Below are 19,094 nucleotides of genomic sequence, written 5' to 3' on the forward strand. Positions count from 1 at the left end.
ACCGCCATGCCCATCACACTGGAACAACTCAACCACGCTTCGCTGGCGGATGCCGCGCAGATGCTGGACGGCCTGTACGAACACTCCCCCTGGATCGCCGAGCAGGCCCTGGCCCAGCGGCCATTTGTCTCGCTGGCGGCACTCAAGCACGCCATGGTCGTGGTGCTGGAGAAGGCCGGCCTGCAGGCGCAGCTCGCCCTCATTCGAGCCCACCCGGAACTCGCGGGCAAGGCCATGGTGAGCCAGACGCTCACCGCGGAGTCCACCCACGAACAAACCAAGGCTGGCCTGACGAACTGCACCCCCGAGGAGTTCGCTCACATCCAGTCGCTCAATGCGCGCTACAACGACAAGTTCGGCTTCCCCTTCATCCTGGCCGTGCGCGGCCCGCGGGGCACGGGGCTGACCAAGCGCGAGATCATCGCCACCTTTGAACGGCGGCTGAACCATCCCGTCGATTTCGAGCGCGCGGAATGCCTGCGCAACATCCATCGCATCGCGGAAATCCGCCTCAACGACAAGTTCGGCTTCGAGCCCGTGCTGGGCCAGCAGGTCTGGGACTGGCACGAGCAGTTGGCCCGCCACAGCGACCCCGGCTTCGCCGAGCAGGGTCAGCTCACCGTCACCTACCTGACCGATGCGCACCGTGCGTGCGCAGCCGAGATAGCGGCCCGCATGCGCGCCAGTGGCTTCGACGAAGTGAGCATCGATGCGGTCGGCAACGTCGTGGGCCGCTACCACGGCAGCGCACCGGGCGCGCCGGCCTTGCTCACCGGAAGCCACTACGACACGGTCCGCAATGGTGGCAAGTACGACGGCCGGCTGGGCATCTTCGTGCCCATTGCCTGCGTGCAACAGCTGCATGCCGCCGGCCGCCGCCTGCCCTTCGCTTTCGAGGTGGTCGGCTTCGCCGAGGAAGAAGGTCAACGCTACAAGGCCACTTTCCTGGGGTCCGGCGCGCTCACTGGCCACTTCAACCCGGTCTGGCTGGACCAGCAGGATGCCGACGGCGTCACCATGCGCACGGCCATGCAGAACGCCGGCCTGCCCGCCACACTGGCGGCCATCGCAGCGCTGCGCCGGGATCCGGCGAAGTACCTGGGTTTCGTGGAGGTGCACATCGAGCAGGGCCCGGTGCTCAACGAGATGGACCTGCCGCTGGGCGTGGTCACCTCGATCAACGCCAGCGTGCGCTACGTCTGCGAAGCCATTGGCATGGCCAGCCATGCCGGCACCACGCCCATGAACCGGCGCCGCGACGCGGCGGCCGCGGTGGCCGAACTCGCCCTCTACGCGGAACAGCGTGCCGGCATGGACGGCGACTCCGTCGCCACGATCGGCATGCTGCAGGTGCCAGGCGGTTCGATCAACGTGGTGCCTGGCCGATGCAGTTTCTCGCTCGACCTGCGCGCGCCCAGCGATGCGCAACGCGATGCGCTGGAGCGCGACATCCTGGCGCGCCTGCGCGCCATTGGCGAACGCCGCGGCATCGGGTTCACCTCCGAAGAAACCATGCGCGCCGCCGCTGCACCCAGTGCCGCGGACTGGCAAACCCGCTGGGAACGTGCGGTGGCCGCGCTGGGTGTTCCCTTGCACCGCATGCCCAGCGGCGCAGGGCACGACGCGATGAAACTGCATGAGGTCATGCCACAGGCCATGTTGTTCGTGCGCGGCCAGAACAGCGGCATCAGCCACAACCCCCTGGAATCCACCACCTGCGACGACATGGACCTGTGCGTGCGCGCGTTCTCGCACCTGCTCGAACAACTCGCAGCGCAAGGCGCCTGAAACATCCACCGTTAGGCCGGCTCTCCAACGGACTCCGGGCGAACGCTCTCTTCTCCACCCACCCCACCGTTTGGGCTGAGCCCGCCGAAGCCCTCGCCAACCATGACTTCTCTGACCCAACTGGATGCCTGGATCGACGCCCACTTCGACGAGGAGGTGCGCTTCCTGCAGGAACTGGTGCGCGTGCCCACCGACACGCCGCCAGGCAACAACGCGCCGCACGCCGAACGCACCGCCGAACTGCTGGCGGCCATGGGCATCGAGGCGGAGCGGCACGCTGTGCCCGCGGCCGAAGTGCAGGCCGCCGGCCTGCAGAGCATCACCAACCTGATCGCGCGACGACGCTACGGCCCCGGCCGCACCATCGCCCTGAACGCCCACGGGGACGTGGTGCCTCCGGGTGAGGGCTGGACGCACGATCCGTATGGGGGCGAGATCGCCGATGGCCGCATCTACGGCCGCGCCACAGCCGTCAGCAAGAGCGACATCGCCAGCTTCACTTTTGCCATTCGCGCGCTGGAATCGCTGGGCGAACGATTGGCCGGCAGTGTGGAGCTGCATGTGACCTATGACGAGGAGTACGGCGGCGAAGTGGGGCCGGACTGGCTGCTGCGCCACGGCCTGACCCAGCCCGACCTGATGATCGCCGCGGGTTTCAGCTACCAAGTGGTGGTGGCACACAACGGCTGCCTGCAACTGGAGGTGACGGTGCACGGCGACATGGCGCATGCAGCCATACCCGACAGTGGAACCGACGCCTTGCAGGGCGCCACCCACATCCTCAACGCGCTCTATGCCCTGAATGCCGAGTACCTGAAAGTCTCCTCCCAGGTCGAAGGGATCACCCACCCCTACCTCAACGTGGGCCTCATCCAGGGAGGCACCAACACCAATGTCATTCCCGGCAAGGTGGTGCTCAAGATCGACCGCCGCATGATCCCCGAGGAAGACCCGGCCGAGGTAGAGGCGGCTCTGCGCCGCACCATCGAGCAGGCCGCCGCCAGCTTCCAGCCTCCGCGTGGCGGCAGGCAGCTCACGGTGGACGTGCGCCGCATCCTGCTGGCGCGCGCCATGAAACCACTGCCCGGCAACCAGCCCCTGGTTCAGGCCATCCAGAAACATGGCGAAGCCGTGTTCGGCGAAAAAATTCCCGCCGTGGGAACCCCCCTCTACACCGACGTGCGTCTGTACGTCGAGCGCGGCATCCCTGGTGTGATCTACGGAGCCGGACCGCGTACCGTGCGCGAGTCGAACGCCAAACGCGCCGACGAGCACCTGGAGCTCGAAGACCTGCGACGCGCTACCAAGGTCATCGCACGCACGCTGCACGACCTCCTGCAGCCCTGAGAAACCGTGGCGCGCACCTTGCGCGACAATGCCAGCCCTGCGCGATGCCGTGACACAATGGTCCGGCATCCTGGCCCCTTGGAGACACCACAATGACACCCGCTGAACAAGCCCTGCGCGACGCCGCGTTCGACTACCACCGCACGCCGCACCGCGGCAAGATCGCCGTCACGCCCACCAAGCCCCTGTCCAACCAGCGCGACCTCTCGCTGGCCTATTCGCCCGGCGTGGCCTACCCCTGCCTGGCCATCGAAGCCGATCCCGCGATGGCGGCCGAGTACACCTCGCGTGGCAATCTGGTGGGCGTGGTCACCAACGGCACGGCCGTCCTGGGGCTGGGGGACATCGGCCCCATGGCCGCCAAACCGGTGATGGAGGGCAAGGGCTGCCTGTTCAAGAAATTTGCCGGCATCGACGTGTTCGACATCGAACTGGCTGAAAAGGACCCGGACCGGCTGGTGGAGATCATCGCCGCGCTCGAACCCACGCTGGGCGGCATCAACCTCGAAGACATCAAGGCGCCCGAGTGCTTCTACATCGAAAAGAAGCTGCGCGAGCGCATGGGCATTCCGGTGTTCCACGACGACCAGCACGGCACCGCCATCATCTCGGCGGCCGCGCTGCTCAACGGCCTGGAACTCGTGGGCAAGGCCATAGGTGATGTCAAGCTGGCCGTCAGTGGCGCGGGAGCAGCCGCCATCGCCTGCCTGGACGTCATGGTGGGCCTGGGCGTGAACCGCGACAACATCTTCGTGGTGGACTCCAAGGGCGTCATCTACGAAGGCCGCCCCGGTGGCTACGACGAGTCCAAGGCGCGCTATGCGCAGAAGACCGACAAGCGCACCCTGGCCGATGCGGTGAACGGCGCCGATGTGTTCCTGGGCTGTTCGGCTCCCGGCGTGCTCACGGCCGAGATGATGAAGACCATGGGCCCCAAGCCCATCGTGCTCGCGCTGGCCAACCCCGAGCCTGAAATCCGGCCCGAGCTGGCCAAGGCCATCCGGCCGGACTGCATCATCGCCACCGGGCGCAGCGACTACCCGAACCAGGTCAACAACGTCCTGTGCTTCCCCTACATCTTCCGCGGCGCACTGGACTGCGGCGCCACCCGCATCACGGAAGAGATGAAGCTCGCCTGCGTGCGGCAGATCGCCGATCTGGTCAAGAGCGAGACCAGCGAGGAAGTGGCCAGCGCCTATGCAGGCCAGGACCTGAGTTTCGGTCCGGACTACCTGATCCCCAAACCCTTCGACTCGCGACTGATCCTGCGCATCGCACCCGCCGTGGCCCAGGCCGCCGCCGATTCCGGCGTGGCCACCCGCCCCATCGCGGACATGGATGCCTACCGCCAGCAACTGGGCCGCTTTGTCTACCAGACCGGCATCCTGATGCAGCCGGTGTTCAATGCCGCCAAGGCCTTGCCGCAGAAGAAGCGCGTGGCCTATGCGGACGGCGAGGACGAGCGTGCGCTGCGCGCCGCGCAGATGGCCATCGACGACCAGATCGCCGTGCCCATCCTGATCGGCCGCCCGGCGGTGATCGAGGCCCGCATCGCCAAGGCCGGACTGCGCATGAAACTGGGCCGCGACGTGCAGAACGTCAACCCTGAAGACGACCCACGCTTCCGGCAGTACTGGGAGCACTACCACAAGCTCATGGGCCGCCAGGGCGCCACGCCCGAAGTCGCCAAGGCCGCCGTGCGGCGCTCCAACACCATCATCGGCTCGCTCATGCTCTCGCTGGGCGACGCGGACGCGCTCATCTGCGGCCTGGTCGGCAGCTACATGACGCACCTGGAGCGCATCGACCACATCTTGGGTCGCCGCGCCGACGCCAGCCTCTATGCCGCCGTCAACGCCCTGATGACCGATCGCGGCCCGGTGTTCATCGCCGACACCTATGTCAACGAAGACCCCAGCGCCGAAGAGCTGGCCGAGATCGCCTGGATGGCGGCGCAGGAAGTGCAGCGCTTCGGCCTGCCGGCCAAGGTGGCGTTCCTGTCCCATTCGAGCTATGGATCGAGCAAGCGGGCCTCGGCGCGCAAGATGGCGCACGCGCGGGATCTTTTCGTGGCCGCTCACCCCGGCATCGAGTGCGACGGCGAGCTGCATGGCGACGCCGCGCTGCAGCCCGAGATCCGCAGCGCCTACCTCGCCGACACCACGCTGTCGGGATCGGCCAACCTGCTGATCTGCCCGAACCTGGATGCGGCCAACATCCTCTACAACGTCATGAAAACCACCACCAGCGGTGGCGTGACAGTGGGGCCCGTGCTGATGGGCGCGGCCGGCACAGTGCACATCCTCACGCCCGCGGCCACGGTGCGCCGCGTGCTCAACATGACCGCGCTGGCCGTGGCCAGCAGCGCGCAGCAGGCACGCGTCTGAAGCGGTTCAACCGCAGGGTCGTGGAGGGCGCTTCGGCGCCCTCTTGCATTTCCGGACGAACGGTGTCCTGTGCGAGGGTTTTCCCCATGATTTGCAGACATTCGTGTTCACATAATGTGTATACAGTTTTGCATACGTAGTGCACCAGGAGCGCCTCATGTCCTCATCCGTCCACCCCGTCGACGAAGTCCTGCCCACCGGAAAACTCACCGCGCTGGGCCTGCAGCATGTGCTGGTGATGTACGCCGGCGCAGTCGCCGTGCCGCTGATCGTGGGCCGTGCGCTCAAGCTCAGCCCCGAACAAGTGGCCATGCTGATCTCGGCAGACCTGTTCTGCTGCGGCCTGGTCACGCTGATCCAGTCGCTGGGGGCCACGCAGTGGTTCGGCATCAAGCTGCCGGTGATGATGGGCGTGACCTTTGCCTCCGTCGCGCCCATGGTGGCCATGGCCAACAGCAACCCGGGCGTGCAGGGCGCAGGGCTGATCTTCGGCTCCATCATGGGTGCGGGCGTGGTCTCCATCCTCATGGCCCCCATCGTCAGCCGCATGCTGCGCTTCTTCCCGCCGGTGGTCACCGGCACCATCATCGCGGTGATCGGCATCAGCCTGATGCGCATCGGCATCAACTGGATTTTCGGCAATCCTTTCGGGCCCACCGCGCCCAGCATTCCCAGCCCGGAACACCTGCAGTGGCTCGACACCGTCAAGCAGGCGGCCGCCAGCGGCGCGGTGCCCGAGGTGCCCAAGGGCCTGGCCGTCGTGGGCAGCGTGCCCAACCCGGCGTATGCGCAAACCTCGCACATCGTCATTGCTGCCATCGTGCTGGCCGCAATCCTGCTGATCGCCAAGTACGCACGCGGTTTCATCGCCAACATCTCGGTCCTGCTAGGCATCGTCATCGGCGGCGTGATCGCCACCGCGGCGGGGCTGATGAGCTTCGAGAAAGTCGGCAAGGCCCACTGGTTCGACTTCGTGCTGCCCTTCGAGATCGCCACACCCATCTTCGACCCCATCCTGATTCTCACCATGAGCCTGGTGATGATCGTGGTGATGATCGAGTCCACCGGCATGTTCCTCGCCCTGGGCGAGATGACGGACCGCAAGGTGGACCAGAAGGCGCTGACCGCCGGCCTGCGCACCGATGGCCTGGGCACCCTCATCGGCGGCATCTTCAACACCTTCCCCTACACCAGCTTCTCCCAGAACGTGGGGCTCGTGGGCGTCACCGGCGTGAAGAGCCGTTTCGTCTGCGTGGCCGGTGGAGTGATCCTCATCGTGCTGGGCCTGCTGCCCAAGATGGCGGCCCTGGTCGAGTCCCTGCCCACTTTCGTGCTCGGCGGCGCGGGCCTGGTGATGTTCGGCATGGTCGCCGCCACCGGCATCCGCATCCTGGCCGGCGTGGACTACAAGGGCAACCGCAACAACCTCTTCATCGTGGCGATTTCCATCGGCATCGGCATGATCCCGCTGGTCGCCCCGAACTTCAAGCAATGGATGCCGCACACCATTCACCCGCTGATCGAGTCCGGCATCCTGCTGGCCTCGCTGAGTGCCGTGCTGCTCAACCTCTATTTCAACGGTGGCCGGGGCGACACAGCGGCCGCCGTGGATGCCGCGCGCCAGGCCGAAGCGCACTGACCTGTCATCCCCTCAACCAGCCAGGCCCTTCGGGGCCTTCGGCGTTTTTGGGGCATCATCCCCATGCCGGTGCAGGCACCGGCATGGTGCGCACCATTCAGGGTTGGCCCGGATGACGGGCCGTCGCTGGGGCACAAGAATCTGTATACACATTCTGTGCTCAAACGGGCCTGATGCGGCCGCCGGCCCGTCGTGCGGCCTTGCTGGCACCTTTATTGCTGACACCTGGCCGGCATGTCCGGGTGACAGCAGCGCCTCTCACCACAACCCAGACCCACCTTGGAGAAACCATGAACAAACGCGCCTTCATCAAGACCACCGCCGCTCTGGCCCTGGCCGCCGCCTTCGGTGGCGCCCATGCCCAGACGCCCATCAAGTTCCAGCTCGACTGGCGCTTTGAAGGCCCGGCGGCGCTCTTCCTGCAGCCCGCGGCCAAGGGCCACTTCAAAGCCGCTGGCCTGGACGTGACGATCGACTCCGGCAACGGTTCGGGCGGCACGGTCACGCGCGTGGCCTCCGGCACCTACGACATGGGCTTCGCCGACATGGCCGCCCTGATGGAGTTCCATGCCAACAACCCGGACGCACCGAACAAGCCGGTGGCCGTGATGATGGTCTACAACAACACGCCGGCCGCCGTGCTCACCCTCAAGAAGAACGGCATCACCAAGCCAGCGGACCTCAATGGCAAGAAGCTGGGCGCACCGGTGTTCGACGCCGGCCGCAAGGCCTTCCCCATCTTCCAGAAGGCCAACAGCGTGACCAACGTGGCCTGGACGTCGATGGATCCGCCGCTGCGCGAGACCATGCTGGTGCGCGGCGACATCGACGCCATCACCGGCTTCTCCTTCACCTCGCTGCTCAACCTGGAGGCGCGCGGCGTCAAGGCCGAGGACGTGGTCATCATGCCCTACGCCGACTATGGCGTGAAGCTGTATGGCAACGTCATCATTGCCTCGCCCAAGATGATCAAGGACAACCCGGCCGCGGTGAAGGCGTTCCTGACCGCATTCGCCAAGGGCGCCAAGGAAGTCATGGCCAATCCGGCCGCGAGCATCGACACCGTGAAGGCGCGCGACGGCATCATCAACGTGCCGCTGGAAACACGCCGCCTGCAACTCGCCATCGATTCGGTGGTGGCCAGCCCCGACGCGCGCAGGGAAGGCTTCGGCCAGATCAACCCCGGCCGCATGGCGCTGATGGCCTCGCAGGTGTCCGATGCCTATGGCACCAAGACGCGCATCGACCCGGCCGCGGTCTGGAACGGCAGCATGCTGCCCAGCGCCGCCGAGCTCAATGTGCTGCCGCCCGCCAAGAAGTAAAACAAGCACCCACCCGCCGAGCCTGCCCGGCACAGGCCAGCCTCCGCAAGGCGGCTGGCCTTTTTTCAGGAAGAACATCCCATGGAAGCAAGCACCAGCGACAAGCCCTTCGTGGACTTCGACCAGGTCTGGCTGGCCTACAACGACGACCTGCTGGCCAAGAACGTGTTCGCGGTAGAGGACATCAACCTCAAGGTGCCCAAGGGCGCGTTCATCGCCATCGTGGGCCCTTCGGGTTGCGGCAAGTCCACCTTCATGAAGCTCACCACCGGGCTGCGCATGCCCAGCATGGGCAAGATCCTCATCGACGGCCAGGCCGTCACGGGCCCGCTCAAGATCTCAGGCATGGCGTTCCAGGCGCCGTCGTTGCTGCCATGGCGCACCACGCTGGACAACGTGCTGCTGCCCCTGGAGATCGTGGAGCCCTACCGCAGCCAGTTCAAGGACCGGCGCAAGGAATACGAGGAGCGCGCGAAGAAGCTGCTGGCCAGCGTGGGCCTGGGTGGCATGGAGAAGAAGTTTCCCTGGGAACTCTCGGGCGGCATGCAGCAGCGCGCCAGCATCTGCCGCGCGCTGATCCACGAGCCCAAGATGCTGCTGCTCGACGAACCCTTTGGCGCACTGGACGCCTTCACGCGCGAAGAACTCTGGTGCACCCTGCGTGACCTCTGGGAGGCGCAGCGCTTCAACGTCATCCTGGTCACGCACGACCTGCGGGAGTCGGTCTTCCTGGCCGACACGGTGTACTGCATGAGCAAGAGCCCCGGCCGCTTCGTGGTGCAGCGCGACATCCCCATCCCGCGCACGCGCGACCTTGAGGTGACCTACACCAAGGAATTCTCCGACATCGTCCTGGAGCTGCGCGGCCACATCGGCGCCATGCGCACGCCCGTCAACCAGTAAACGGAGCCTTTCCATGAGCAAGAAACACATGGAGCGCTGGTCCCCGCTGCTCCTGCTGCTGGCGATCATCATCATCTGGGAAGTCATCACCAGCGGCTTCGGCGTCTCCGAGTTCATCTTCCCCAGCCCTTCTCGCATCTGGGAACAGACGCTGGAGCACAAGACGACCATCCTGGGTCATGCCTGGCGCACCTTCTGGGTGACCATGGCCGGCTTCGGCATCGCCATCGTGGTCGGCGTCCTGCTGGGTTTCCTGATCGGCAGTTCCCGCCTGGCCTACGCCGCCATCTACCCGCTGATGACCGCCTTCAACGCGTTGCCCAAGGCCGCCTTCGTGCCCATCCTGGTGGTCTGGTTCGGCATCGGCATCGGGCCGGCCATTCTCACCGCCTTCCTGATCTCCTTCTTTCCCATCATGGTCAACATCGCCACCGGGCTGGCCACGCTGGAACCCGAGCTGGAGGATGTGCTGAGGGTGCTGGGTGCCAAACGCTGGGACGTGCTGATCAAGGTGGGCCTGCCGCGCTCTCTGCCCTACTTCTACGGATCGCTGAAAGTGGCGATCACCCTGGCCTTCGTCGGTACCACGGTGTCTGAAATGACCGCCTCGAACGAGGGCATCGGTTACCTGCTGATCTCGGCCGGTTCCTCCATGCAGATGGGCCTGGCCTTCAGCGGCCTGCTGGTGGTGGGCATCATGGCCATGGTGATGTACGAGCTGTTCAGCTTCGTCGAGAAGCACACCACGGCCTGGGCCCACAGGGGCTCGCAGAATACGTGAACGCGGAACAGATCGCGCGGCATCTGCGGCATGCGAATGCCGTGGCGCAGCGCGCCGCCGGCATGGGCCGCCACCCCTTTGGCGCCCTGCTGGTTGCACCCGACGGCGAGACGGTACTCGCCGAGCAGGGCAACCTCGACACGGTGAACCACGCCGAGTCCACGCTGGCGCGCATGGCGGCCGGCAACTGGCCTGGCGAATACCTCGTGCGCTGCACCCTGGTGACCACCTTCGAGCCGTGCGCCATGTGCACCGGCACACTCTATTGGGCCAACATCGGGCGGGTGGTCTACGGCGCGAGCGAGGAGACGCTGCTCGCGCTCACCGGCAACCACAGCGAGAACCCCACCCTGTCCCTGCCCTGCCGCGAGGTACTGGCACGCGGGCAAAAATCCATCGAAGTGATCGGTCCGGTGCCCGAGCTGGAGGCCGAAATGCTCGAACCCCACCGGGGGTTCTGGGCTTCGCGCTGAACCCTCAGCGGTGCACCTCGGCCTCGCCCGCGGCGGACAGCAAGGCCATCAGCTTGCGGCGAATGAGGATGCCAGGCCGGTCCGAGTCCATGGAGTACTCCACGCCGCGCCGCCGCAGGTCCACCACCGCGTCCGGGTCGGTGGACTCCAGGATGTCCTTGTCCTCGCGGGTGATCTCATCGTCGAAATCGATCAGCATCTGCGCCGGGCAATCCGCTTCCGTGTCGTTGCGGAACAGCCATTGGCACAACTGCATGCGCCCATCGTCGATCGGAGTGAACGCGTTGATGATGACGTGCCGGATGCCGCTGGGGTACTCGATGTCGAGCCGGCGGGAAAACGGCAGGAAGTAGGCGTTGCGCATATGGCGCTGCGTGACCGGGTCCTTGACACCGCTGATGCGCCGGAAGCGCTCGGGATTCGCAGCGTCGATCACCGTTTCCGCGGTGAAACCTGTCGGGTTCTCGGTCAGTTCGTACTTGCTCGGCGTGGGCGCATCGGCCACGCCGAAGGTGGCGCGGTGCACGAAGCTGAAATGAGAGTTGTCGAAAGAGTTCTCCAGCGCGCGCACGGGGCTGGTGTTCCAGGTCTCGTAGAACTGGAAGATCGTGCGCCAGCCCGGTGCACCGAACTCGGGCATGTCCGGTATCTCGGCCACCGGGTCTTCCAGCGCCACCCACGCGTAGCCATGGCGCGCCACGCAATGGTAGGCCGTGGTGCCGTAGTCCTTGGGGATCTCGCGTTCCGTCGGGTACTGCGGTATTTCGATCACGCGCCCGCTGCGGTTGTACACCCAGCCGTGGTAGCCGCACTGGATATGGCCGTTCTTGCACCAGCCCTTGCTCAGGCGCGCGGTGCGGTGGCAGCAGCGGTCCTTCAGGGCCGCCGGCTCACCGTGTTCGTCGAGAAAGAGGACCAGTTGTTCACCCAGCAAGGTGAAGGGCCGGGGGCCTTGGGCCAGCTCCGTCAACGGCATGACGGCGTGCCAATAGCGGCGGAATACGGGCTGTTGAGTAACCAGCATGGAAGCGCTCCTGAAGAAATGACTCTGGGTCCAAGAGCAATTTCCGGCCTCGCAGGACGCGAGGTTGAACGCTTCTACTCCGTGGCCTGCATGCTAGCAAATCGCAGGCCATGGCGGTGCACGGCTTCGGTGCGCGCAGGCTGGCATGGCTTGTGCAAGGCAAGACGCGCAGAGTAGAAGCGTTCAGCGGCGCCATGGCACCGCCCGGAAATTGCTCTTGTACGTCCTCGCGGGCCGACCTCGGCATCCGCCAGGTTTGAACAAGTTCCACCGGAGCCTTGCCATGCAACGCCGCAGCTTCCTCGCCTCCTCCGTCGCCGCCGCCTCTTCCCTCGCCGCCCCCGCCTTGTGGGCACAGCCGGGCGGCAAACCCATCCCCATCAAGTTCACGCTGGACTTCCGCATCACCGGCCAGACCTCGCCCTTCTTTCTTGCACAGAGCAAGGGCTACTACCGGGACGAGGGGCTGGACGTCAGCATCGACGTGGGCTCGGGCTCCGTGGCGTCGATCACCCGCATCGCCAGCGGCGTCTACCAGATGGGACTGGGCGACATCAGTTCCCTCATCGAATTCCAGGCCGCCCAGGCCGGAACCCCGCTGGTGCAGGCCGTCTACCAGTACTACAACCGCGCGCCCTTTGCCATCATCGGCCGCAAGGACCGTGGCATCACCACCGACTTTCGCAGCCTGCAAGGCAAGAAGATCGCCGCGGCGGCCGTCGAGTCCACTCGACGCGCCTGGCCCATGGTGGCGCGCAGGCTGCGCATCAAGGACGATCTCTTCCAGTGGTCCACCACCGATTTCGCCTCGCGTGACAACGTGGTGGTGCGCGGCGATGTGGACGGTGCGACCTACTTCCACGATTCCGCGGTATCGCTGTTTGCTCGCATGAAGCTCGACGACCTCGTGGTGCTGCAGTACACGCAGGCAGGCGTGAACCTTTACGGCAACGCCATCCTCGCCAGCAACGCCATGGTCACGCAGCAACCCGCCGCCGTGGCGGCCTTCCTGCGCGCCACCAACCGCGCCATCCTGGAGAGCATGGCAGACCCCGCCGCAGCCATCGCGGCCACCCGGCAGCGTGAGCCCATCCTGAATGAAGCCGTAGAGCTTGAGCGCTGGCGCATCACCCGCCAGTACATCGCCGCGCCCGACACGCGCAGCCATGGCCTGGGCGACGTGCTCAAGCGCACACTGGAGCAACAGGTGGACGAGGTTGTCGACGTGTTCGGCCTGAAGACCCGCCCCGGCGTGGAGGGCCTGTTCAACCGCGCCATGCTGCCCGCCGCCAGCGAACGCACCGTCATCGCATGATCGCACCCGCACAACCCCGCCGCCCGGCACCTCCCGAGGCGGTACTGGACGAACGCGATGGCGCCTACCTTCGACAGGCCATCGCCTGGTCGCAGGTGGCCCGCGAGCGGGGCAACCGGCCCTTTGGCGCCATCGTGGTGGCTGCCGATGGCCGGGTGCTGGCCGAGGCCTGGTGCAACACCGCAGAGACCGGCGACTGCACCGGGCATGCGGAAACCAATGCGGTGCGGCAGCTCGGTTCGGCGGTGGACCGCAAGACGCTTGCAAGCGCCACGTTGTACTCGTCGGCCGAACCTTGCGTCATGTGCGCAGGCGCCATCTTCTGGAGCAACATCGGCCGCGTCGTCTTCGGCATCGACGCGGTGAGCTTGCGCGTGTTCCGCGGTGAACGGCCCGAACAACGCGACGCGGAACTGTCCTGCCGTGACGTGTTCGACGCCTCGCCACACCCCATCGAGTGTGTGGGGCCCGCGCTCATCGACGAAGCCCGCCTTGCGCACCAGGGCTTCTGGAAAAGCTGAGCGCGTAAACTCCCCGCATGCCCTGGCACGCCCAACTCGACCTCCGCTACCAGAGCACCGGCCACGGACGCACCACGCTGCACCACACCCACACGGGTCCGCTGCGCATCCTCAAGAGTCTCTACCCGGAAGGCGACACGATCTGCCACAACGTGATCGTGCATCCCCCTGGCGGCCTGGTGGGCGGCGACACGCTGGACTTGCGGGTAAGAGCCGAAGGCGGTGCGCATGGCTTGCTGTCCACGCCTGGGGCCACGCGTTTCTACCGCTCCGACGGCCCGGCCGCCTCGCAACAGGTCACGCTCGATCTGGCCGCTGGTGCCCGCTTGGAATGGCTGCCCCTGGAGACCATCGTCTATCCCGGTTGCCTGGCGCGCAACACCCTTTGCGCCACACTGGCCGAGGGCGCGGAATGGCTGGGCTGGGACGTCTGCGCCCTGGGCCTGCCTGCGGCCGGCCAGGCCTTTGACCGCGGCGTGCTGGAGCAGCGCCTGGAGATCCCGGGCCTGTGGCTGGAGCAGGCGCGCATCGACGCTGCGGACACGCGGCTCCTCGACTCCCCCCTGGGTCTGGGGGGGCAGCGCTGCATGGGCACCCTGTGGCTGGCCACCGGCACGCCACTGGAGCGCCAGCGGCGCGAGGACCTGCTGGCCTGCGTGCGCTCGGTCCTGGACCAGGACTGCCCCGCGCAGGTGCAGGCCGGCATCACCAGCCCGAACGGCCAGATGCTGGTGTTGCGCGCGCTCGCCCCGCTGGTGGAGCCGCTGATGACCTTGTTCCAGCGCACCTGGGCCGAACTGCGCCGGCAAGCCTGGGGCCTCCCGTCCGTGCCACCGCGCATCTGGCGCGTGTGAGGCGCGCGGCCGCCTCGCCCGCGCCGGTCCTCAGATCGCCACCAGTTGGCGCACGCCCTTCTGGGCCATCTCGCTGCCAGGCCCCGAGGCAATCACCTCGCCGCGCTCCATGACCACATAGCGATCGGCCAGCGCCTCGGCAAAATCGTAGTACTGCTCGACCAGCACGATGGCCATGTTGCCGCGATCGGCCAGCATGCGGATCACCCGGCCGATGTCCTTGATGATGTTGGGCTGTATGCCTTCGGTGGGCTCGTCCAGGATCAACAGCTTCGGCCCCGCCGCCAGCGCCCGCGCAATGGCCAGTTGCTGCTGCTGGCCGCCCGAAAGATCGCCTCCACGCCGTCCCAGCATCTGCTTCAGCACCGGGAACAGCTCGAACAACTCCGCCGGTATCGGCGTGCCACCCTTCTTGGTCGCCAGCCCCATGAGCAGGTTCTCCTGCACCGTGAGGCGGGCAAAAATCTCACGTCCTTGCGGCACGAAGCCCACGCCCATGCGCGCACGCTCATAGGGCGTCGCCCCGGCAATGGAGACACCGTCCAGCGCGATGCTCCCACTCTTGATGGGCACCAGCCCCATGAGCGACTTCAGCAGCGTGGTCTTGCCCACGCCATTGCGGCCCAGCACCACGGTGACCTGGCCCAACTCGGCCGTGAGGCTGACGTTGCGCAGGATGTGGCTGCCGCCGTAGTACTGGTTGATGTCTTTGACTTCGAGCAGGCTCATGGGCGCTGTCCTCCAGTGGGATTCCTATCGTGGCAAGCCTGGTCTCGGCCGGGCGACCGGCTGACTTTCTTTTGCTTCGCCAAAAGAAGGAAAGCAAAGAGAGATCGAGCCGAAGTCCGGGGCCCTTCTGGCGGTGCCGAGGAGCACAGCGGCGGGCGGATCAGGGCTGCGCATGTTTGAGCGAAGCGAGTTTGCGCAGACCCCGCCCGACGCGCGCACCGCAGGTTGCCCGGAGCGCAGCGGAGGGACACAGCCAGCAGGGTCGCCTTTCTTTTGGCTACTTTTCTTTGGCGAAGCAAAGAAAAGTGGCTCGGCCGCCGGGCCGAGACCCGGCCAAACCCAGCCGCCCGAAGGGAAAATTCAACGGCCAAGGTAGACCTCGATCACACGCTCGTCGGCCTGCACCTGGTCCAGCGTGCCCTCCGCCAGAACCGCACCGTCGCACAGCACCGTGACCTTCTCGGAAATCGTGCGGATGAAGCTCATGTCGTGCTCCACCACCATCAGCGAATGCCGGCCTTTGAGCGAGAGGAAGAGCTGCGCGGTGCGTTCGGTCTCTTCATCGGTCATGCCGGCCACGGGCTCGTCGAGCAGCAGCAGCTTGGGGTCCTGCATCAGCAGCATGCCAATCTCCAGCCATTGCTTCTGGCCGTGGCTGAGGTTGCCGGCCAGGCGCGCAGCGCTGTCGGCCAGGTGGATGGTCTGCAGCACCTCGCCCAGGCGGTCCTTTTCTTCCCCGTTGAGCCGGAAGACCATGGAGCGGCGCACACGCTTGTCGGTCGCCAGCGCCAGTTCCAGGTTTTCGAACACGCTCAGGTGCTCGAAAACCGTGGGTTTCTGGAACTTGCGGCCTATGCCCATGGCGGCGATCTCGGCCTCCCGGTAGCGCAGCAGGTCGATGGTGCTGCCGAAGAACACCTGGCCCGAGTCAGGCCGTGTCTTGCCGGTGATGATGTCCATCATCGTGGTTTTTCCCGCGCCATTGGGGCCGATGATGCAACGCAGTTCACCCGGCGCGATGTCCAACGACAGGTGGTTGATGGCCTTGAAGCCGTCGAAGCTCACGTTCACATCCTCCAGGTAGAGAATGCGGCCGTGCGCGGTGTCCACCTCGCCCGGCGTGACCAGGCGCGAGAAGCCCGCGGCACGGCCACCGGACTCGGTGTTCCCGCCCGGCGCCGGACCCCGGTGTTTCTCCAGGCGCCGAGCGCCCTCTTCCATCAGGTCCGGTGTCATGCGCGTTCTCCCTTCACCCCACGGAGCTTCTTCGCCAGCCCCACCACCCCCTGTGGCATGAACAGGGTCACGACGATGAACAGGGCACCGAGAAAGTACAGCCAGTACTCGGGAAAACTCACCGTGAGCCAGCTCTTGGCGCCGTTGACGATGAAAGCGCCGAGGATCGGGCCCACCAGCGTGGCGCGCCCGCCCACGGCCGCCCAGATGGCAATCTCGATGCTGTTGGCCGTGCTCATTTCACCCGGGTTGATGATGCCCACCTGCGGCACGTACAAGGCCCCGGCCACGCCACACATGACAGCGGAGAGGGTCCAGATGGTGAGCTTGTAGGGCAAGGGGTTGTAGCCGCAGAACATGACGCGGCTCTCGGCGTCGCGCACCGCCTGCAGCACGCGCCCGAACTTGCTGCCGACCAGCCAGCGCGCGAAGAGGAAGAAGCCCAGCAGCGTCAGGCCCGTCAGCACGAAGAGCGTCATGCGCATGCCCTGCGTGGCGATGGGCAGGCCGAGGATGCGCTTGAAGTCCGTGAAACCGTTGTTGCCGCCGAAGCCGGTCTCGTTGCGAAAGAACAGCAGCAGCGCGGCAAAGGTGAGGGCCTGCGTGATGATGGAGAAGTACACGCCCTTGATACGCGAACGGAAGGCGAAGTAGCCGAACACGAAGGCCACCAGCCCTGGCACCAGCACCACCAGCAGCAGCGTGGCGACGAAGCTGTCGGACAGCGCCCAGTGCCACGGCAGCTCCTTCCAGTCCAGGAACACCATGAAGTCCGGCAGCTCGCTCTTGTAGTTGCCGTCGGTACCGATCTGGCGCATGAGGTACATGCCCATCACGTAGCCGCCCAGCGCAAAGAACAGGCCATGCCCCAGGCTGAGGATGCCGGTGTAGCCCCAGATGAGGTCCATGGCCAGCGCGCAGATGGCGTAGCACATGATCTTGCCCAGCAGGGCCACCATGTAGTCGCTGAGATGGAAGGCGCTGCTCTCGGGCACGAACAGGTTGAGTAGCGGCGCCACGGCACACACCACCAGCAGGGCGACGATGAAGGCGCTCCAGCCGCCCCGTGTGAGCAGGGGGCCAGGGCTGGGCAGGGTCACGGCGGTGGAGGCGGACGGGGCGCTCATGCCTCTCTTCCTTTCATGGCGAAGATGCCCTGGGGACGTTTCTGGATGAAGACGATGATGAACACCAGCACCGCGATCTTGGCAAGAACGGCACCGGCCCAGCCTTCGATGAACTTGTTTAGAACCCCCAGGCCGAGCGCGGCGTACACCGTGCCGGCGAGCTGGCCCACGCCGCCGAGCACCACCACCATGAAGGAGTCGACGATGTAGTTCTGGCCGAGGTCGGGTCCGACGTTGCCGATCTGGCTCAACGCGCAGCCGGCCAGGCCGGCAATGCCCGATCCCAGCGCGAAGGCATAGGTGTCGATGCGCGCCGTGTTCACGCCCATGCAGGAGGCAATGGGCCGGTTCTGCGTGACCCCGCGCACGAACAGGCCCAGGCGCGTCTTGCCGATCAGCAGCGCCACGCCCAGCAGTACCGCGAGCGCGAAGCCGATGATGATGATGCGGTTCCAGGGCAGGTTGAGATTGCCCAGCAGGGTGACGCCCCCGCTCATCCAGGACGGGTTTTCAACCCCCACGTTCTGCGCGCCAAACAGGCTGCGCACGGCCTGCATCAGCACCAGGCTGATGCCCCAGGTGGCCAGCAGGGTTTCCAGCGGACGGCCGTAGAGGAACCGGATCACCGAGCGCTCCATGGCAGCCCCGACCAGGCCCGAGGCGATGAAAGCCACCGGCATGGCCACCAGCAGGTACCAGTCAAAGTACGCCGGCAGCGACTGGCGGAAGAAGGTCTGCACCAGCCAGGTCGCGTAGGCGCCGATCATGATCAGCTCGCCGTGCGCCATGTTGATCACGCCCATGAGGCCGTAGGTGATGGCCAGGCCCAGCGCGGCCAGCAGCAGGATGCTGCCCAGGCTCACGCCGGTGAACACCTGCGCCAGCGCATTGCCCAGGGCCAGCGTGCGGTTGATGCGCTCCAGCGAATCGGCCAGCGCCGCCTTGACCTTGGCGTCGCTCTCTTTCTCGATCTGCTGCTGCAGCAAGGGCCGCACGATGGGCTGGCGCGCCTCACCCAGTTTCTGCGCGGCAGACAGGCGCTCTGCCGCATCCTCGCTGGCCAGCAGCACGGCGGCCTGCGCCAGTTCCAGGCTTTGGCGCGCGCGCTCATCCAGTTGCCCTGCCAGGGCTTTCGCGATCAGCGGCAACTGGCTTGAATCCGGTTCCTCGAACGCCGTGCGCTGCAACGTACGCGCCGCCTCGCGCTGGCGCTCGGGCGAAGCGCCCAGCAGTTCCATGCCCGCCAGCGCATTCTCCATAGCGCCGCGCAGGCGGTTGTTGATCATGATGTCGCTGGCGTCTTCCGGCAGCGTGGCCAGCTTCTCGCCAGTCACCGCATCGATGGCGCCGTCGCCATCCACCAGCAGCACGCGCTCGCCCTGCACACGCACCGCCTCTTCGGACATCGCCTTGATCAGCGCGGTGGCCCGCTCATCCGGCTCCACCGCCAGGCGGTTGATCGTGTCGATGCGGGTATCGGTGTCGCCATCCACCACCGCAAGCGCATCGGCCGGCGTGAGCGCATGGGCCACGCCCAGCGACATGCACACCACAAGCCCCAGCCCCACGCTGCGGAGCCACCAAGTCTTCATAACAAATCCCATCCGAATGAAGGCGCATCTGCCAGAGGCATCAAGGGTCCGGCTTT

At 66.1% G+C, this 19,094-nt stretch carries 16 protein-coding genes; 11 read left to right on the forward strand and 5 right to left on the reverse strand.

The genetic code is table 11. The features are described 5' to 3' along the window. Positions 1–6: 6 nt before the first annotated feature. The 8 genes from uraD to KIT53_RS06145 all read left to right on the forward strand — a co-directional run bounded on the left by uraD (position 7) and on the right by KIT53_RS06145 (position 10,640). The gene (gene uraD / locus KIT53_RS06110; protein ID WP_297749258.1) at positions 7–1,788 is read left to right on the forward strand and encodes a 2-oxo-4-hydroxy-4-carboxy-5-ureidoimidazoline decarboxylase; all 1,782 of its coding nucleotides are present in this window, start codon (positions 7–9) and stop codon (positions 1,786–1,788) included. Between the two features lie 102 nt (positions 1,789–1,890). Then, positions 1,891–3,135, forward strand: coding sequence for an ArgE/DapE family deacylase (locus KIT53_RS06115; RefSeq protein WP_297749261.1), 1,245 nt, complete (start codon positions 1,891–1,893; stop codon positions 3,133–3,135). Positions 3,136–3,227: 92 nt separating this feature from the next. Beyond that, positions 3,228–5,522 carry an NADP-dependent malic enzyme gene (locus KIT53_RS06120; protein ID WP_297749264.1) on the forward strand — a complete coding sequence of 765 codons (2,295 nt, stop codon included), beginning with the start codon at positions 3,228–3,230 and terminating at the stop codon, positions 5,520–5,522. 157 nt (positions 5,523–5,679) lie between these two features. Next, positions 5,680–7,161: a nucleobase:cation symporter-2 family protein gene (locus KIT53_RS06125; RefSeq protein ID WP_297749266.1), complete on the forward strand. Its 1,482-nt coding sequence runs from the start codon at positions 5,680–5,682 to the stop codon at positions 7,159–7,161. Positions 7,162–7,451: 290 nt separating this feature from the next. Next, positions 7,452–8,483, forward strand: coding sequence for an ABC transporter substrate-binding protein (locus KIT53_RS06130; protein WP_297749268.1), 1,032 nt, complete (start codon positions 7,452–7,454; stop codon positions 8,481–8,483). A gap of 81 nt (positions 8,484–8,564) precedes the next feature. Next, positions 8,565–9,386, forward strand: a complete 822-nt coding sequence (locus tag KIT53_RS06135) for an ABC transporter ATP-binding protein (protein WP_297749270.1) — start codon at positions 8,565–8,567, stop codon at positions 9,384–9,386. A gap of 13 nt (positions 9,387–9,399) precedes the next feature. Next, positions 9,400–10,167, forward strand: coding sequence for an ABC transporter permease (locus KIT53_RS06140; protein WP_297749273.1), 768 nt, complete (start codon positions 9,400–9,402; stop codon positions 10,165–10,167). Further along, the gene (locus tag KIT53_RS06145; protein ID WP_297749276.1) at positions 10,164–10,640 is read left to right on the forward strand and encodes a nucleoside deaminase; all 477 of its coding nucleotides are present in this window, start codon (positions 10,164–10,166) and stop codon (positions 10,638–10,640) included. Before KIT53_RS06140 ends, KIT53_RS06145 begins: the two co-directional genes overlap by 4 nt. Positions 10,641–10,644: 4 nt before the next feature. Here the strand turns inward: KIT53_RS06145 and KIT53_RS06150 are convergent, their stop codons facing one another. Further along, the gene (locus tag KIT53_RS06150) at positions 10,645–11,664 is read right to left on the reverse strand and encodes a Rieske 2Fe-2S domain-containing protein (protein WP_297749279.1); all 1,020 of its coding nucleotides are present in this window, start codon (positions 11,662–11,664) and stop codon (positions 10,645–10,647) included. 283 nt (positions 11,665–11,947) lie between these two features. On the opposite strand from KIT53_RS06150, the gene KIT53_RS06155 reads away from it, so the two are divergent. From KIT53_RS06155 to KIT53_RS06165, 3 genes are read left to right on the forward strand one after another with little or no spacing between them, the layout of a single operon-like run. Continuing rightward, positions 11,948–12,979, forward strand: coding sequence for an ABC transporter substrate-binding protein (locus KIT53_RS06155; protein ID WP_297749282.1), 1,032 nt, complete (start codon positions 11,948–11,950; stop codon positions 12,977–12,979). Next, positions 12,976–13,500 carry a nucleoside deaminase gene (locus KIT53_RS06160; RefSeq protein ID WP_297749285.1) on the forward strand — a complete coding sequence of 175 codons (525 nt, stop codon included), beginning with the start codon at positions 12,976–12,978 and terminating at the stop codon, positions 13,498–13,500. Before KIT53_RS06155 ends, KIT53_RS06160 begins: the two co-directional genes overlap by 4 nt. Positions 13,501–13,517: 17 nt before the next feature. Next, positions 13,518–14,354 (forward strand): urease accessory protein UreD, encoded by an 837-nt coding sequence (locus KIT53_RS06165; RefSeq protein ID WP_297749288.1) that lies wholly within the window; start codon positions 13,518–13,520, stop codon positions 14,352–14,354. 30 nt (positions 14,355–14,384) lie between these two features. On the opposite strand, the gene urtE is transcribed toward KIT53_RS06165, so the two are convergent. From urtE to urtB, 4 genes are all read right to left on the reverse strand, one after another. Then, positions 14,385–15,077, reverse strand: a complete 693-nt coding sequence (urtE, locus tag KIT53_RS06170; RefSeq protein ID WP_297749637.1) for an urea ABC transporter ATP-binding subunit UrtE — start codon at positions 15,075–15,077, stop codon at positions 14,385–14,387. Between the two features lie 366 nt (positions 15,078–15,443). Beyond that, entirely contained in the window at positions 15,444–16,319 is an 876-nt protein-coding gene (gene urtD / locus KIT53_RS06175) for an urea ABC transporter ATP-binding protein UrtD (protein ID WP_297749291.1), read from the reverse strand. Then, complete coding sequence (urtC, locus tag KIT53_RS06180) at positions 16,316–17,446, reverse strand: urea ABC transporter permease subunit UrtC (RefSeq protein ID WP_297749294.1); 1,131 nt, start codon at positions 17,444–17,446, stop codon at positions 16,316–16,318. The genes urtD and urtC overlap by 4 nt, the downstream gene beginning before the upstream one ends. Beyond that, positions 17,443–18,990, reverse strand: a complete 1,548-nt coding sequence (gene urtB / locus KIT53_RS06185) for an urea ABC transporter permease subunit UrtB (RefSeq protein ID WP_297749640.1) — start codon at positions 18,988–18,990, stop codon at positions 17,443–17,445. The genes urtC and urtB overlap by 4 nt, the downstream gene beginning before the upstream one ends. Positions 18,991–19,094: the final 104 nt, after the last annotated feature.

It is taken from the genome of Hydrogenophaga sp., assembly GCF_026125785.1.
In the GTDB taxonomy this organism is placed as follows: domain Bacteria; phylum Pseudomonadota; class Gammaproteobacteria; order Burkholderiales; family Burkholderiaceae_C; genus Hydrogenophaga.